This window comes from Castellaniella sp. MT123, from assembly GCF_039614765.1.
Taxonomy (GTDB): Bacteria; Pseudomonadota; Gammaproteobacteria; order Burkholderiales; family Burkholderiaceae_B; genus Castellaniella.
In genome coordinates, this window is sequence record NZ_CP154879.1 from 1,919,086 (window position 1) to 1,933,483 (window position 14,398).

Annotated in this window: 14 protein-coding genes and 1 tRNA gene; 9 read left to right on the plus strand and 6 right to left on the minus strand. The window is 64.2% G+C overall.

Annotated elements, in window-relative coordinates:
* Nucleotides 1-108 precede the first annotated feature (108 nt).
* Nucleotides 109-1,815 (plus strand): SulP family inorganic anion transporter, encoded by a 1,707-nt coding sequence (locus tag ABCV34_RS08985; protein ID WP_345795887.1) that lies wholly within the window; start codon nt 109-111, stop codon nt 1,813-1,815.
* 110 nt (nt 1,816-1,925) lie between these two features.
* Here the strand turns inward: ABCV34_RS08985 and ABCV34_RS08990 are convergent.
* Nucleotides 1,926-1,999, minus strand: a tRNA-Gly gene (locus tag ABCV34_RS08990).
* An 86-nt stretch (nt 2,000-2,085) separates the two neighbouring features.
* Here ABCV34_RS08990 and trmB point away from each other — a divergent pair.
* Genes trmB through thiS form a run of 3 tightly spaced genes read left to right on the plus strand, consistent with a single transcriptional unit; the run spans nt 2,086 to nt 3,984 of the window.
* Nucleotides 2,086-2,838: a tRNA (guanosine(46)-N7)-methyltransferase TrmB gene (gene trmB / locus ABCV34_RS08995; RefSeq protein WP_345795888.1), complete on the plus strand. Its 753-nt coding sequence runs from the start codon at nt 2,086-2,088 to the stop codon at nt 2,836-2,838.
* Nucleotides 2,835-3,770, plus strand: a complete 936-nt coding sequence (pip, locus tag ABCV34_RS09000; protein WP_345798747.1) for a prolyl aminopeptidase — start codon at nt 2,835-2,837, stop codon at nt 3,768-3,770. Before trmB ends, pip begins: the two co-directional genes overlap by 4 nt.
* 7 nt (nt 3,771-3,777) lie before the next feature.
* A complete protein-coding gene (gene thiS, locus ABCV34_RS09005; protein WP_345795889.1) occupies nt 3,778-3,984 on the plus strand; it encodes a sulfur carrier protein ThiS in 207 nt (68 codons plus the stop codon).
* Between the two features lies 1 nt (nt 3,985).
* Here thiS and ffh read toward each other — a convergent pair whose 3' ends face one another.
* Nucleotides 3,986-5,401, minus strand: a complete 1,416-nt coding sequence (gene ffh / locus ABCV34_RS09010; RefSeq protein WP_345795890.1) for a signal recognition particle protein — start codon at nt 5,399-5,401, stop codon at nt 3,986-3,988.
* A gap of 95 nt (nt 5,402-5,496) precedes the next feature.
* On the opposite strand from ffh, the gene ccsA reads away from it, so the two are divergent.
* The 5 genes from ccsA (at nt 5,497) to ABCV34_RS09035 (ending at nt 8,537) form a co-directional block, all read left to right on the plus strand.
* Nucleotides 5,497-6,348, plus strand: coding sequence for a cytochrome c biogenesis protein CcsA (gene ccsA, locus ABCV34_RS09015; RefSeq protein ID WP_345795891.1), 852 nt, complete (start codon nt 5,497-5,499; stop codon nt 6,346-6,348).
* A complete protein-coding gene (locus ABCV34_RS09020) occupies nt 6,341-6,589 on the plus strand; it encodes a PP0621 family protein (RefSeq protein WP_345795892.1) in 249 nt (82 codons plus the stop codon). The genes ccsA and ABCV34_RS09020 overlap by 8 nt, the downstream gene beginning before the upstream one ends.
* Nucleotides 6,586-7,173 (plus strand): 1,6-anhydro-N-acetylmuramyl-L-alanine amidase AmpD, encoded by a 588-nt coding sequence (gene ampD / locus ABCV34_RS09025; RefSeq protein WP_345795893.1) that lies wholly within the window; start codon nt 6,586-6,588, stop codon nt 7,171-7,173. Before ABCV34_RS09020 ends, ampD begins: the two co-directional genes overlap by 4 nt.
* Nucleotides 7,133-7,555 (plus strand): VOC family protein, encoded by a 423-nt coding sequence (locus tag ABCV34_RS09030; RefSeq protein ID WP_345795894.1) that lies wholly within the window; start codon nt 7,133-7,135, stop codon nt 7,553-7,555. The genes ampD and ABCV34_RS09030 overlap by 41 nt, the downstream gene beginning before the upstream one ends.
* Before the next feature lie 304 nt (nt 7,556-7,859).
* Entirely contained in the window at nt 7,860-8,537 is a 678-nt protein-coding gene (locus tag ABCV34_RS09035) for a type 1 glutamine amidotransferase domain-containing protein (protein WP_345795895.1), read from the plus strand.
* Between the two features lie 294 nt (nt 8,538-8,831).
* Here ABCV34_RS09035 and fghA read toward each other — a convergent pair whose 3' ends face one another.
* The 4 genes from fghA to ABCV34_RS09055 all read right to left on the minus strand — a co-directional run bounded on the left by fghA (nt 8,832) and on the right by ABCV34_RS09055 (nt 14,275).
* Nucleotides 8,832-9,674 carry an S-formylglutathione hydrolase gene (fghA, locus tag ABCV34_RS09040; protein ID WP_345795896.1) on the minus strand — a complete coding sequence of 281 codons (843 nt, stop codon included), beginning with the start codon at nt 9,672-9,674 and terminating at the stop codon, nt 8,832-8,834.
* Nucleotides 9,661-10,779, minus strand: coding sequence for an S-(hydroxymethyl)glutathione dehydrogenase/class III alcohol dehydrogenase (locus ABCV34_RS09045; protein WP_345795897.1), 1,119 nt, complete (start codon nt 10,777-10,779; stop codon nt 9,661-9,663). Before ABCV34_RS09045 ends, fghA begins: the two co-directional genes overlap by 14 nt.
* A gap of 155 nt (nt 10,780-10,934) precedes the next feature.
* Complete coding sequence (locus ABCV34_RS09050; protein WP_345795898.1) at nt 10,935-12,125, minus strand: acetyl-CoA C-acyltransferase; 1,191 nt, start codon at nt 12,123-12,125, stop codon at nt 10,935-10,937.
* Between the two features lie 11 nt (nt 12,126-12,136).
* A complete protein-coding gene (locus ABCV34_RS09055) occupies nt 12,137-14,275 on the minus strand; it encodes a 3-hydroxyacyl-CoA dehydrogenase NAD-binding domain-containing protein (protein WP_345795899.1) in 2,139 nt (712 codons plus the stop codon).
* Nucleotides 14,276-14,398 lie beyond the last annotated feature (123 nt).

The window sequence follows — 14,398 nt, forward strand, 5'->3', positions numbered from 1 at the left end:
ATTTCAATCAACAAGAATCCAGTTGATTTGCAGGGGGTCCGCATGGTAGTTGGATGTATCATACTTGCTTGCCGCGACGCTGGCAGCGCGGCAGATGAAAGGATTGACATGAATATGGCATCGACCGCGAAACCGGGGTTCCGCGAACTGTTTACGCCCAAAATCGTCACCGTACTCAAGCAGGGTTACGGTCTGGCCAGCCTGAAGGCGGATGCCATCTCCGGGCTGACGGTCGCCATCGTCGCACTGCCGCTGTCCATGGCAATCGCGATCGCATCGGGCGTCTCCCCCGACCGCGGGCTCTACACGTCGATCATCGGCGGGTTCATCGTTTCGGCCTTCGGGGGCAGCCGCTTCCAGATCGGCGGGCCGGCGGGCGCCTTCATCGTGCTGGTTGCGGCATCCGTTGCGCAGCATGGCGTGGAAGGCCTCCTGCTGGCGACCCTGCTCTCCGGGCTGATGCTTGCCGCCATCGGGCTCCTGCGCCTGGGCACCTTCATCAAGTACATTCCCTATCCGGTGACCGTGGGCTTCACCGCCGGTATCGCGATCATCATCTTCGCCAGCCAGATCAAGGATCTGTTCGGCCTGCAGCTCGATCACGAGCCAGGCCCCCTGCTGCCGAAATTGCAGGCGATCGCCGGCGCCCTGCCAACCACAAGCCCCATGGCGGTTCTCGTTGCCGCCATCACCATCGGTGTCATCGCCGCCGTCCGGCGGTACCGCCCACATTGGCCCTCATTCCTGATCGCGATCACGGTGGCTTCCGTGGGCGCGGCACTGCTCGGCCTGCCGGTGGAAACGATCGGCACCCGGTTTGGCGGTATTCCCCAGGCCCTGCCCGCTCCTCATCTGCCCGAGATCACCTATGCGAAAGTGATCGCCGTACTGCCCGACGCCTTGTCGTTCACCTTGCTCGGCTGTATCGAGAGCCTGCTGTCCGCCGTCGTGGCCGATTCCATGACAGGGCGGCGGCATCGCTCCAACTGCGAACTGGTAGCCCAGGGGCTGGCCAATATCGCTTCGCCGTTGTTTGGCGGCATCTGCGTGACCGGCAACATCGCCCGGACCGCAACCAATATCCGTTCCGGCGCGCGCGGGCCGATTTCGGGCATGCTGCATGCCGTCTTTCTGCTGCTGTTCGTTCTGATCGCGGCACCGGCCGCATCCTACATTCCGCTGGCCGCATTGGCCGGCGTGCTGGCGGTCGTGGCCTGGAACATGGTCGAGAAACACGCATTCGCGCTACTGCTGCGCGCGTCCTGGGGCGATGCGGTCGTGCTGCTCGTCACCTTCCTGCTGGTCATCTTCCGCGACCTCAGCGAGGGCATCATCATCGGCTTCACCTTGAGTGCGCTGCTGTTCCTGCACCGCATGGCCCAGACGGTGGAAGTCGAACACATCAGCCCCCGTGTGGAAGACGACAGCGCCGACGATGTCACGGACAGCGCCCTGAAGGACGCCGAGTTGGCGACAGAAACCGACCCGAATATTGCCGTCATCCGCGTGACTGGGGCGTTTTTCTTCGGTGCGACGTCCGCGGTCGAGGCGGCGCTGGATCGTATCGGCGATCAGCGCAAGGCCTATGTCATCGATCTGTCCGCCGTCTCCATGCTGGATTCGACTGGCGTCGCCACCATCGAAGGCTTTGCCCAGAAGGCGAGCCGCCGGGGTGCGGCCGTTTATATCGCTGCGGCAACCCGCGCGGTACGGCATACGCTGCTAAGCCACGGGATCCGGGAAACCTCGGCACGATTCCGCAAAGATGTGAAAAGCGCCATCGAATCGGCCCGGCAGAAAACCAGCATGGCATAGATCCCGGAGGGATGCGTCTCGAATGCACGGCGCGGGCATGGGCTCAGGCATCCGGCGGCGTTTCGAAGAAGAGGCGCTCTGGCGGCCTAACGATTTCTGGGAAGTCGAAGTGGAGCGGGTGATGGGAATCGAACCCACGACGTAAGCTTGGGAAGCTCAAGTTTTACCATTAAACTACACCCGCAATCGATGCAATCGATTGATGCACAAGGATTTGTGGGTAAAATTGAAGGCCACGGAAATCCCTGAAGCCTTGTATTTTACCTCATTTTGAATCTTCCCAAAGCCCCCCCACCCATCGTCACGGCGCAATCCCCGTCGGGCAGCACGCATATCCGCAGCTTCGTCCACCGCCGCGCCCACATCACCCCCAGCCAGGAACAGGCGATCGCGGAATGGCTGCCGCGCTGGTCCATCCCCTATCAGAATGCGCAAATCGATCTGGCCGCCGCGTTTGGCCGGCAGGCGCCAACGATTCTGGAAATCGGCTTCGGCATGGGCGAAACCACCCAGCAGATCGCGCAAGCCCGGCCAGGCGACAATTTTCTGGGGGTCGAGGTCTTCAACGCCGGTGTGGGTGCGCTGCTCAAGCGCATCCATGACCACTCGCTGGACAACGTCCGCATCATCCAGCATGACGCGGTCGAGGTGCTGCGCGACATGATCGCGCCGGGCTCGCTGGCGGGAGTACACATCTATTTTCCCGACCCCTGGCCAAAAAAACGCCATCACAAGCGCCGCCTGATCCAGCCGGCGCTCATCGAACTGCTGGTCAGCCGCATGGCGCCCGGCGCCTATTTGCATTGCGCGACCGACTGGGAGCACTATGCTCAGCAGATGCTGGAAGTCCTGTCGGCCGAACCGGGCCTGCAAAACACCTGCGCCGACTATGCGCCGCGCCCCGACTACCGGCCACTCACGAAGTTCGAGAACCGCGGCCTGCGCCTGGGGCATGGCGTCTGGGACTTGATCTTTACACGGCGCATGCCAGCTGACGCCGCGCACGACACAGAGGCAAACTGATGTACCCGGAAATCGAACCTTACGACCAGGGCATCCTGGACGTCGGCCACGGCCATCGCGTGTACTGGGAACTATGCGGCAATCCGCACGGCACGCCGGCCGTCTTCCTGCACGGCGGTCCCGGCGCGGGCTGTTCCACCGCGCATCGCCGCCTGTTCGACCCCAGCCGCTACAACATCCTGCTGTTCGATCAGCGCGGCTGCGGTCGATCCACACCATCGGCCTGCCTGGAACACAACACGACCTGGGACCTGGTGGCCGACATCGAGCGGCTGCGCACCGAGGTGCTGAAGACGGACGCCATGGTGGTGTTTGGCGGCTCCTGGGGCTCGACCCTGGCGCTGGCCTATGCCGAGACCCATCCCGCCCAGGTGCGGGCCCTGATCGTGCGCGGCATCTTCCTGCTGCGCGCGGCCGAGCTGCGCTGGTTCTACCAGGAAGGCGCGTCCTGGATGTTCCCGGATCTGTGGGAAAGCTACCTGGCCCCCATCCCGGAACCCGAACGCGGCGACCTGATCATGGCCTACCACCGCCGCCTGACCGGCAAGGACCGCGAGGCGCAGCTGCGGGCGGCGCATGCCTGGACCCAGTGGGAAAGCCACACGATCAGCCTGCTGCCCAATCCCGCGCACCATCAGTCCCACGCATCCGACCAGGCGGCACTGGCGTTCGCTGGAATCGAAAACCACTATTTCGTGAACAAGGGCTTCATGGACGAGGCCCAGCTGCTGCGGGATGCGCACAAATTGGCGGACATCCCGGGGGTCATCGTGCAGGGGCGTTACGACGCCTGCACCCCGGTTCGATCCGCCTGGGAACTGCACCGCGCCTGGCCCAAGGCCGAATTCCATCTGGTGCCGGATGCCGGCCACGCCTTTGACGAGCCCGGGATCCTGGCGCAGCTGCTGGCGGCCACGGACCATTACGCTTAATACCATCATGAACCTGACCATCCGTTTGAATGGCCACGACACGCATCTGGACGACGTGCGCACCGTCCAGGATCTGGTGGCCCACCTGGGCTACCAGGGCAAGCGCATCGCCGTCGAACGCAACGGCGACATCGTGCCCCGCAGCCAGCATGGTGACACCCTGCTGACCGACGGCGACCGCCTGGAAATCGTCGTCGCCGTGGGGGGTGGGTGATTTACCTGAACCCGCCCCGCCCAAACCCGCCCAGGCCTTTGAGCCCACCCATGGCGCGCATCATCTTTGCCATGCCGCCCTTTTTCATCTGCTTCATCATGCCCTGCATCTGCTCGAACTGCTTGAGCAGGCGGTTGACTTCTTGGACGGGGACGCCGGAACCGGCCGCGATCCGACGTTTACGCGAGGCCTTGATGAGTTCGGGCTTGGCGCGCTCCAGCGCGGTCATGGAATTCAGGATGCCTTCGGTGCGAGCCAGCTGCTTTTCCGCCTGACCGCCCTGCACCTGCGCGGCCGCCTGGGCGAACTGGGCCGGCAGCTTTTCCAGCAGCGATCCCATGTCGCCCATTTTCTTGACCTGCTGCAGCTGATCGCGAAAATCGTTCAGATCGAACCGGTCGCCGGATTTCAGCCGGGCAGCGAGCTTCTGCGCCTCGGCGATGTCGATGTTTTTCTGTGCCTGCTCGACCAGCGAGACGATGTCGCCCATGCCCAGGATGCGCTGGGCCATGCGTTCCGGATAGAAGGGTTCCAGACCGTCGAGCTTTTCGGACATGCCGACGAATTTCAGCGGCTTGCCGGTGATCTGGCGCACCGACAGCGCCGCGCCGCCACGCGCATCGCCGTCGAGTTTGGTCATGACCACGCCGGTCAGGGGCAAGGCATCCGAGAACGCGCGCGCCACGTTGACCGCATCCTGACCCTGCATGGCATCGACCACGAACAGGGTTTCGATCGGATCGAGCAGGCGATGCAGGTCGCGGATCTCGTCCATCATCGCCTGATCGATGCCCAGACGGCCGGCGGTATCGACCATCAGCACGTCGTAGTGATGGCGGCGGGCGTGATCCAGGGCCTGCAGCGCGATGTCCTGCGGCTTCTGCGAGGATTCGGTGGGCAGGAAGTCGACACCCACCTGCGCAGCCACGGTGCGCAACTGATCGATGGCGGCCGGACGATAGACGTCGGCGCTGACCACCAGGACCTTTTTTCGGCCGGTCTTGCGGCCATGCTGGACGTGATTGCCCTCGGACAACCATTTGGCGAGCTTGCCGGTGGTAGTGGTTTTCCCCGCCCCCTGCAGGCCTGCCATCAGGATCACTGCGGGCGGCTGCGTGGCCAGGGACAGTTCCCCTGCCTCGGCCCCCAGATCGCCGCCCATCAAGGCGGTGAGTTCCTTATGCACGATCCCGACCAGTGCCTGGCCCGGATTCAGGCTGCCAATGACATCCTGACCCAGCGCCGCTGTCTTGACGCGCGCCACGAAGTCGCGCACCACGGGCAGCGCGACGTCGGCTTCCAGCAGCGCCAGGCGAACCTCGCGCAGCATGTCCTGGGTATTGGACTCGGTCAGGCGAGCCTCGCCCCGCATGGTCTTGACGACACGCGACAGACGGGAGGTCAGGTTATCGAGCATGATGGCGTATCCGTAAAACTGGTTGATCTGTCGGCCTGCGCATAAAATGGATGCTTTTGGGGCGCAGGCTGTGTGCGCCGGATACCGACAGGACTATGTCAGTCAGCATTGTATTTCACTTGCTTGCCGCACTGGCTTATGCCGTGCTGGGCCTGGCCCTATGGCGCCCGATCGTACGCGCGAAACCGGTACGGACCACCGGCACGATCGGCCGCAGCTGCCTGCTGGGCGCCATCGCCCTGCACGGCATCGGGCTGGTCAGCGCCGTCATTGTGCCCACAGGCCTGCAACTGGGCTGGGTCCTGGCCCTGTCCACCGCCATGTGGCTGGGCATGATCGTCTTCTGGATCGAAAATTTCCTGCTACGCCTGGATAGCCTGCTGCTGGTGCTGCTGCCCGCCGCCGCGCTGATCAGCCTGCTGACTGCGATCTTTCCGCAGGGGTACCTGGTACCGCACGCCAACAGCGACTGGCTGCGCGTCCATCTGCTGATCGCCATGGTGGCCTATGGCCTGATCACGGTGGCCGCCCTGCACGCCATGCTGATGACGACGCTGGACCGCCACCTGCACCGTCCCATCGCGTCCGAAGGCGAACAGGGCGTGATCGCCCGCGCCATGAGCGCCATGCCGCCGCTGCTGACCCTGGAACAGCTGCTGTTTCGCCTGATCGGCATCGGCTTCGCCGTCCTGACGCTGACCATCATCACCGGCATCATCGTATCGCTGCGCCTGGGCGGCAACGCCCTGCCCATGGACCACAAGACGATCTTCACCCTGCTGTCCTGGGTGATTTTCGGCGTGCTGCTGGCCGGGCGCTACATCCAGGGCTGGCGCGGGCGCATCGCCCTGCGCTGGACGCTGGTCGGTTTTGCGTTCCTGCTGCTGTCCTATACCGGCAGCCGGTTCGTCCTGGAAGTCATCCTTCAACGAGGCAGTCTTGGGTAAATTCCTGCTGTGGGCGATCATCATCCTGGCCGTCCTGTTCGTCTCCCGCATCCTTAGCCACCAGAAGGCGCAGGCCCGCCGGGCCGCCGACCGCCGCCAGAACGCCGCATCGCGCGACGCGGCGGAATCCATGGTGCGCTGCGCGCATTGCCAGATTTATCTGCCCCGATCCGAAGCCTACATGAGCCAGGGCAAGACCTGGTGCTGCGCGGAACACGCCAAGCTGGGGCTGAAGCAGTGAAGATCGGCCCGGATGGCTGGCTGCCCCCCGGGTCAGGCGTCCTGCACCGCCCATCCCCCAACCACGACCAGCGCCCCGACGACGAAGACCCCTACCTGCTGGTGATCCACAACATCAGCCTGCCACCTGGCGTGTTCCAGGGCGACGCCATCATCGATTTCTTCCAGAACCGCCTGGACATCGGCGCCGACCCCTGGTTCGAGAACATCCGAGATCTGCGGGTGTCCGCGCACTTCCTGATCCGACGTGACGGCACGATCGTGCAGTTCGTGCCGACGATTCTGCGCGCCTGGCATGCGGGCGTATCCTGCTTCGAGGGCCGCGAACGCTGCAACGATTTTTCCATTGGCATCGAACTGGAAGGCACGGACACGCTGGCGTACACGGATGCGCAGTATGCGCGACTGGACGCGCTGGCCGCCGCGATCCGCGCGCGGCATCCGATCCGGGCAATACAGGGACACGAACATATCGCGCCGGGGCGGAAGACGGATCCCGGCATGGCGTTCGATTGGGCACGGTTCCAGCGAGGGGAAAACAGTCATGAAACCACGCATCACAGTCATCACCCTGGGAGTCGATGACCTGGAACGGTCCCTGCGGTTCTACCGGGACGGCCTAGGGCTGGCGACCGAAGGTATCATCGGCGAACAATTCGAAAATGGCGCCGTCGCTTTTTTCGATCTGCAGCCCGGGCTGAAGCTGGCCATCTGGCCGCGCAAAAGCCTGGCGAAGGACTCGGGTCTGCCACTGGGCTCGGCCTGCGCCACGGAACTCAGTCTTGGGCACAATGTCTCGTCCAGGGCCGAGGTGGATGAGGTCATGGCCCAGGCACGAGCGGCCGGCGCGGTGATCGTGAAGCCGGCGCTGGATACGTTCTGGGGCGGATATGCGGGGTACTTCCAGGACCCGGATGGGCATCTTTGGGAGGTGGTTTGGAATCCGGAGATGCTGCCTGCGCAGTGAAGGATTGCCAGGACTTCTAATGGCTGGTGTCGGCAGTCGAAAGCGGTCCTTCACGAATGCCCAGTTTCATAAACTGGCCAAACGTGAAATAAAGGTAAGCGGCTGGGGAACTACATTCCCTTTCCTATCTGAGGCAGCGATTTTTTCAGAAACATCGTCGACGGTCTCAAGCAGACGCCGCAGGCCTTCATTGGCATGCTAAACGGCAGCGATTTTAGTAAGCTGGTGGTTCGCGTCGCCAGCGAATGAGGCCTCGTCAGCAAGACCCCTCGCTTTCCCATCCCCCATTCAAAGAAGACAATTCATGAAAATTCTGATGATTCTCACTTCGCACGATCGACTGGGTGACACCGGCAAGAAGACGGGTTTCTGGCTGGAAGAATTCGTCGCGCCTTACTACGTGTTCAAGGACGCTGGCGCACAGATCACAGTGGCCTCGCCGCATGGCGGGCAGCCGCCGCTGGATCCGAAGAGCGACGATCCGTCGGCGCAGACCGATGCCACTCGCCGTTTCAAGGATGACCCGGCGGCTCGGACCGTACTGGCTAGCACGCAGAAGCTGAAGGATGTCTCGGCCGCCGACTTCGACGCAGTGTTCTATCCGGGCGGCCACGGTCCGCTGTGGGATCTGGCCGAAGACGCCACATCGATCGCGCTGATCGAAGCCACGCTGGCCGCCGGCAAGCCGGTCGCTGCCGTATGCCACGCACCCGGCGTGCTGCGCCACGTTAAGTCGGCCGATGGCAAACCGCTGGTCCAAGGCAAGTCGGTCACCGGTTTTACCAATACCGAGGAAGAGGCCGTCGGCCTGACCAAAGTGGTGCCGTTCCTGGTGGAAGACATGCTGAAAAAGAACGGCAGCAATTACAGCAAAGGCGGTGACTGGCAGCCGTACGTGGTCAGCGACGGCCTGCTGATCACCGGTCAGAATCCAGCGTCATCCGAGCCCGCCGCCAAGGCGTTGCTGAAGATGCTGGACTGAGCAAACCTCGTCAACGATGCTGTCTGCGGCATCGTTGACGCAGCTGTTCTCTCTGCTTCGTCGTGCGTATCAGTGGTGAGCGAGGATTCGGCACGCACAGTGAATATGTCCGGGAACTGATCCGCAAGGATCAGGAACGCACCCAATTGCGCGATGCGCTGCTGGCTGGCGCCAAATCTCCTCCTGGCGCTCCCGCGGATAAGATCTACTTCGATACGCTACGCCAGCGCATACATCAGCAAGCTGACAATCACTGCTGACCCGCAGGCCGATTATCCTACACGCGCTTGCGACCTATCCCTTCAACGCCGCCGCATGAAACGCCACATGATCGCCAATGAAGCTGGCGATGAAGTAATAGCTATGATCATGCCCGGCCTGCCTGCGCAGAGTCAGCGGGTAGTTGGCGTCGTGGCAGGCGGACTCCAGCAGGTCGGGGCGCAGTTGCACGTCCAGGAATTCATCCGCCAGACCCTGGTCCACCAATAAGGGCAGGCGTTCGGCATCGGCGGGCAACGAACGGATCCGTTCGACCGCATCCCACTGGGCCCATGCCGCCCGATCCCCCCCCAGGTACGCGGCAAACGCCTTCTGGCCCCAAGGCACCTGAGACGGCGCGACGATGGGCGAAAAGGCGGACACGCTGCGGTAGCGCCCCGGATGGCGCAAGGCTGTGACCAGCGCGCCGTGTCCGCCCATGGAATGGCCCGATATGCTGCGCGCGCCGGAAGCCGGGAAGTGCTGCTCGATCAGGTCGGGCAGTTCCTGCGCAACGTAATCCTGCATGCGGTAATGCGCGGCCCACGGTGCCTGGGTGGCATTCAGGTAGAAGCCCGCGCCCTGCCCCAGGTCGTAGGCGGAGTCGTCGGCCACGCCCTCGCCGCGCGGGCTGGTGTCCGGCGCTACCAGGATCAGGCCGTGCAGGGCGGCATAGGCCTGGGCTCCGGCCTTGGTGATGAAGTTCTGCTCCGTGCAGGTCAGGCCCGACAGCCAGTACAGCACGGGGCAGGGTTCACCGCGCACGGCGGCTGCGGGCAGGTAAATGCCAAAGCGCATGGCACAGCCGAGCACGGCGGATTCATGCCACCAGACCTCCTGGCGACCGCCGAAGCTGGTATGGCGCTCAGTGATTTCCATAATGCACCACCGACCGGATCGACTTGCCCTCGTGCATCAGGTCGAAGGCATCATTGATGCCGTCCAGCCCCATGGTGTGAGTGACGAAGGGCGCCAGGTCGATGTCGCCGCGCATGGCTTCCTGGACCATGCCAGGCAGTTGGGACCGCCCCTTGACGCCGCCAAACGCCGTGCCGCGCCAGGACCGGCCGGTGACCAGTTGGAAAGGCCGGGTGGAGATTTCCTGTCCGGCCCCGGCCACGCCGATGATGATGGACTGCCCCCAGCCCCGGTGGGCGGATTCCAGCGCGGCGCGCATGACGTTGACGTTGCCGATGCACTCGAAGCTGTGGTCCACGCCCCAGCCGGTCATGCCGACGATGACCTGCTGGATGGGTTCGGCATGGTCCTTGGGGTTGACGCAGTCGGTGGCGCCGAAGACCTTCGCCAGGGCGAACTTGTCGGGATTGGTGTCCACCGCGATGATGCGTCCGGCGCCCGCTTGGCGCGCGCCCTGCACCACGGCCAGGCCGATGCCGCCCAGGCCGAACACGGCGACCGTGTCGCCCGGCTGCACCTTGGCCGTGTTGCGCACGGCGCCGATGCCGGTGGTCACGCCGCAACCCAGCAGGCAGACCTGTTCGGGGTTGGCCTTGGGGTCGATCTTCGCCAGAGAGACTTCCGCCACGACGGTGTATTCGCTGAAGGTGGAACACCCCATGTAGTGGTAGATCGGCTTGCCCTGGTAGGAAAAGCGCGTGGTACCGTCGGGCATCAGGCCCTTGCCCTGAGTGGCGCGCACGGCCACGCACAGATTGGTCTTGCCGGATTTGCAGAACAGGCACTCGCCACATTCGGCGGTGTACAGGGGGATGACGTGATCGCCGGGCGCGACGCTGGTGACGCCTTCGCCCACCTGCACCACCACGCCGGCGCCTTCGTGTCCCAGGACGGCCGGGAAAACGCCCTCGGGGTCGTCGCCGCTCAGGGTGAAAGCATCGGTGTGGCAGACGCCCGTGTGGGTGATTTTGATCAGGACTTCGCCCTTGCGGGGCGGTTCGACGTCGATTTCGACGATCTGCAGGGGTTTGCCAGCCTCGAAGGCCACGGCGGCGCGGGATTTCATCAATCGGTCTCCAGTCGGTTCGATGCTGTGGATGGCCCGTCATCGGACGGGACATCCACGGCAGGGATCAGGCCGATTATGGCCAGAACCGGGCCGGAAGACAAACCAGAGGGGCGGCCGGGCCTGCCAGACAGCCAGGGCTGTCCGGCATGAACTCAGTAAATTTCGAACAGCCCCGCCGCCCCCATGCCGCCGCCGATGCACATGGTGGCGACGGCATACTTCACACCGCGCCGCCGGCCTTCCAGCAGGAGATGACCCGCCAGCCGCGCGCCAGTCATGCCGAAGGGATGGCCGATGGAAATGGCGCCGCCATTGACGTTCAACCGCTCGTGCGGGATGCCCAGGGTCTGCTGGCAGTACAGGGCCTGCGAGGCAAAGGCCTCGTTCAGTTCCCATAATCCGATGTCGTCGGCCTTCAGGCCGCAGCGTTCCAGCAGGCGTGGCACGGCGAACACCGGGCCGATGCCCATTTCATCGGGCTCGCAGCCAGCGACCGCCAGCCCCCGGAAGGCTCCCAGGGGCTCGAGGCCCAGACGTTCGGCTTCCCGCGCTTCCATCAGAACGCAAGCCGAGGCGCCATCGGACAGCTGGGACGCATTGCCCGCCGTGACAAACTGGTCCGGCCCCATGATCGGAGCCAGCTTCGCCAGGCTTTCATAGGTGGTGCTGGGACGGTTGCAGGTGTCCTGATCCACCGTGACCTCGACCTGTGAGACGGCGCCGGTTTCCTTGTCCTTGACCGCCATGGTGGTCGTGCAGGGGATGATTTCGTCGCGGAACACGCCGGTTTCCTGGGCCAGCGCCGTGCGGCGCTGGCTCTCGGCGGAGAACCGGTCCTGCGCATCGCGCGCGATCCCGTAGCGCCGGGCGACGATGTCGGCCGTCTGGATCATCGACAGGTAGAGTTCGGGCTTGTGCTCGGCGATCCACGGGTCGATCCCAGTGGTCCCGGCATCAGTGGCGCTGCGTCCCTGGATCTGCGAGCAGCTTTCCACGCCGCCCGCGATCATGGCGGGCACGCCTTCCAGCACGATGCGTCCGGCCGCCATGGCAATGGCCTGCAGACCCGACGCACAGAAGCGGTTGACGGTCGTGCCTGCCGTGGTGACTGGAAGCCCCGCGCGAATCACGGTCTGGCGCGCCACATTGCGCCCCGTCGTGCCTTCCGGATAGCCGCAACCCAGGATCATGTCCTCAAAGCGGACGGGATCGATACCCGAACGCTCGACGGCCGCGCGCACGGCAAACGCCGCCAAGGTCGGTCCCGGCGTGATGTTGAATTCGCCCCGGTGCGCCTTGGTCAGCGGCGTCCGGGCCGTCGAAACAATGACTGCCTCTCGCATGTGGTGTCTCCTCAGATTTTTTTGAGCTGGTTCAGGTCTTTGAAATGTCCGCCCCGCCCGGCCAGATCGACCAGCAGAGGCGACGGCTTCCAGAAATGGGGATCCTCCGCCGCAAACGCACGGATGTCGGCCAGCACGACGTCCAGCCCCACCTGATCGGCATAGTGCATCGGGCCGCCACGGTGACGCGGGAAACCGTAGCCGTACAGCATGGCGACATCGACATCCAGCGGCCGTAATGCGATACCTTCATGCACGACGTTGGCACCCTCGTTGATCATGGCCGCCATGTAGCGGCGAATGATGTCATCATCGGTGAAGCTGCGTTGCACGGCGCCCATCTTGTTCCGTTCCTCGGCCACAATCGCCTGGACCTCGGGGTCTTCCTGCCCCGTGCGGCTGCCTTCCGGATACCGGTACCAGCCACGTCCGGTCTTCTGTCCGAACCAGCCGCGTTCGCACAGACGATCGGCAATAGGGACATAGCGCAGTTGCGGATCCCGCGTCGCGGCCCGGCGTTTGCGGGTCGCCCAGCTGATGTCGCCGCCCGCCAGATCCGTGACCTGGAACGGCCCCATGGGAAAGCCGAAATCGCGCACGGCGCGGTCGATCTGATACAGCGATGCGCCATCGGCCATCATATAGTCGGCCGCCTGACGATACACCGCCAGGATGCGGTTGCCGATGAACCCGTCGCACACGCCAGCCCGCACGGCCACCTTCTTCAGCCGTCTGGCCAGCGCAAAGCCGGTGGCCACGACGTCGTCGGCGACCGCGCCCGGCACCACGATTTCCAGCAGCTTCATGATGTTGGCGGGCGAAAAGAAATGCAGGCCGATGACATCCCGCGGCCGGGAAACCGTTGCCGCGATCCGATCGATGTCCAGATACGAGGTATTGGTGGCCAGAACCGCCCCGGGTTTGCAGACCCGGTCCAGCTCGGCAAAGACGGCGGACTTGACACCCAGGTCCTCGAACACGGCCTCGACCACCAGATCCACCGCCGACAAAGCCATGTAATCCGTGGCACCGGAAAAGCCGCCCAGGCGCCGGTCACGTTCGGCCGGATCCAGCCGGCCGCGCGACACCAGGCTGTCATAGACCTTGGCGACGTTGGCACGGCCACGATCCAGGCTCTCGACATCCCGCTCGACCATGACAACCGACAGGCCCGCGTCCAGCATGGCGACGGCAATACCCGCCCCCATGGTGCCGCCGCCCACAATGCCGATGCGATCGACGGGACGTGGCTGCGCGCGGCTGGCTTCAGGAATCTTGGCCGCTTCACGCTCGGCAAAGAACGCATGGACCAGCGCCTGCCGCTGCGGGGTACCCAGGCACTGCAGGAAATATTCACGCTCCAGGCGCAGGCCGGCGGCGAACGGTTGATCCAGCACCGCCTCGACGGCATCGATGATCCGGGCCGGGGAAAACAGACCGTGATATTTCTTGTTCAATGCGGCACGCGCCGCAGCAATCGCCTGACGCGCCGCATCGACATCGGACGCGGCAATCCGCCGATCCCGGGTGGGTCGCGCGAGCGCGCCGGCTGCCAGCAATTCCTGCGTATATGCCAGCCCTTCCTGCAAGGCGTCGGCGGTCGATCCCAGTCGGTCGACCAGACCCAGTGTCAATGCCTGGGGCGCGCCCATTGGCTTGCCATCCAGCATCAGGGTCAATGCCGCCTGGATACCGATCAGGCGCGGTGCGCGCTGCGTGCCGCCGGCCCCGGGCAGCAATCCCAGCGTGACCTCGGGCAAACCGAATTTCGCGCCCGGCAACGCCAGCCGGTAATGCGCGGCCAACGCAACTTCCAGGCCGCCGCCGAGTGCGGCACCCTGGATGGCGACGACCACCGGTTTGGTGCAGGCCTCGATACGGTTGCAGACGTCCGTCAACAAAGGCGCCTGCGGCGGCTGGCCGAATTCACGGATGTCAGCGCCGGCGATGAAATTGCGTCCGGCCCCCAGCAACAGTACGGCCTGGGTGCTTGCGTCAGCCTCTGCCGCCTCGATGGCCGCCAGCAACCCGCGCCGAACCTCGACACCCAGCGCATTGACAGGCGGATGATCGATGGTCACGACCAGCACCGGGCCTTCACGCCGCCAGCTCACGACCGTCTGTGTCGGCAAGGTCTGGGAAAGGGTCATGTCAGGGTCTCCTTCAACGAGCACTCCGGTGCTTCGAACGTCGACCATTCTTCCATCGATCAAGGCGCTTTACAATGACATTGATTGTTGACACACTGTCAAATAAAGCTTTCCTTACGTTGA

What these genes read in the sequence shown, in the direction of transcription:
- ABCV34_RS08985 (WP_345795887.1), top strand. Translation starts at nt 109, where the DNA reads ATGAATATGGCATCGACCGCGAAACCGGGGTTCCGCGAACTGTTTACG.
- thiS (WP_345795889.1), top strand. Translation starts at nt 3,778, where the DNA reads ATGAACCTGACCATCCGTTTGAATGGCCACGACACGCATCTGGACGAC.
- ffh (WP_345795890.1), bottom strand. Translation starts at nt 5,401, where the DNA reads ATGCTCGATAACCTGACCTCCCGTCTGTCGCGTGTCGTCAAGACCATG.
- ccsA (WP_345795891.1), top strand. Translation starts at nt 5,497, where the DNA reads ATGTCAGTCAGCATTGTATTTCACTTGCTTGCCGCACTGGCTTATGCC.
- ABCV34_RS09030 (WP_345795894.1), top strand. Translation starts at nt 7,133, where the DNA reads ATGAAACCACGCATCACAGTCATCACCCTGGGAGTCGATGACCTGGAA.
- ABCV34_RS09035 (WP_345795895.1), top strand. Translation starts at nt 7,860, where the DNA reads ATGAAAATTCTGATGATTCTCACTTCGCACGATCGACTGGGTGACACC.
- fghA (WP_345795896.1), bottom strand. Translation starts at nt 9,674, where the DNA reads ATGGAAATCACTGAGCGCCATACCAGCTTCGGCGGTCGCCAGGAGGTC.
- ABCV34_RS09045 (WP_345795897.1), bottom strand. Translation starts at nt 10,779, where the DNA reads ATGAAATCCCGCGCCGCCGTGGCCTTCGAGGCTGGCAAACCCCTGCAG.
- ABCV34_RS09050 (WP_345795898.1), bottom strand. Translation starts at nt 12,125, where the DNA reads ATGCGAGAGGCAGTCATTGTTTCGACGGCCCGGACGCCGCTGACCAAG.
- ABCV34_RS09055 (WP_345795899.1), bottom strand. Translation starts at nt 14,275, where the DNA reads ATGACCCTTTCCCAGACCTTGCCGACACAGACGGTCGTGAGCTGGCGG.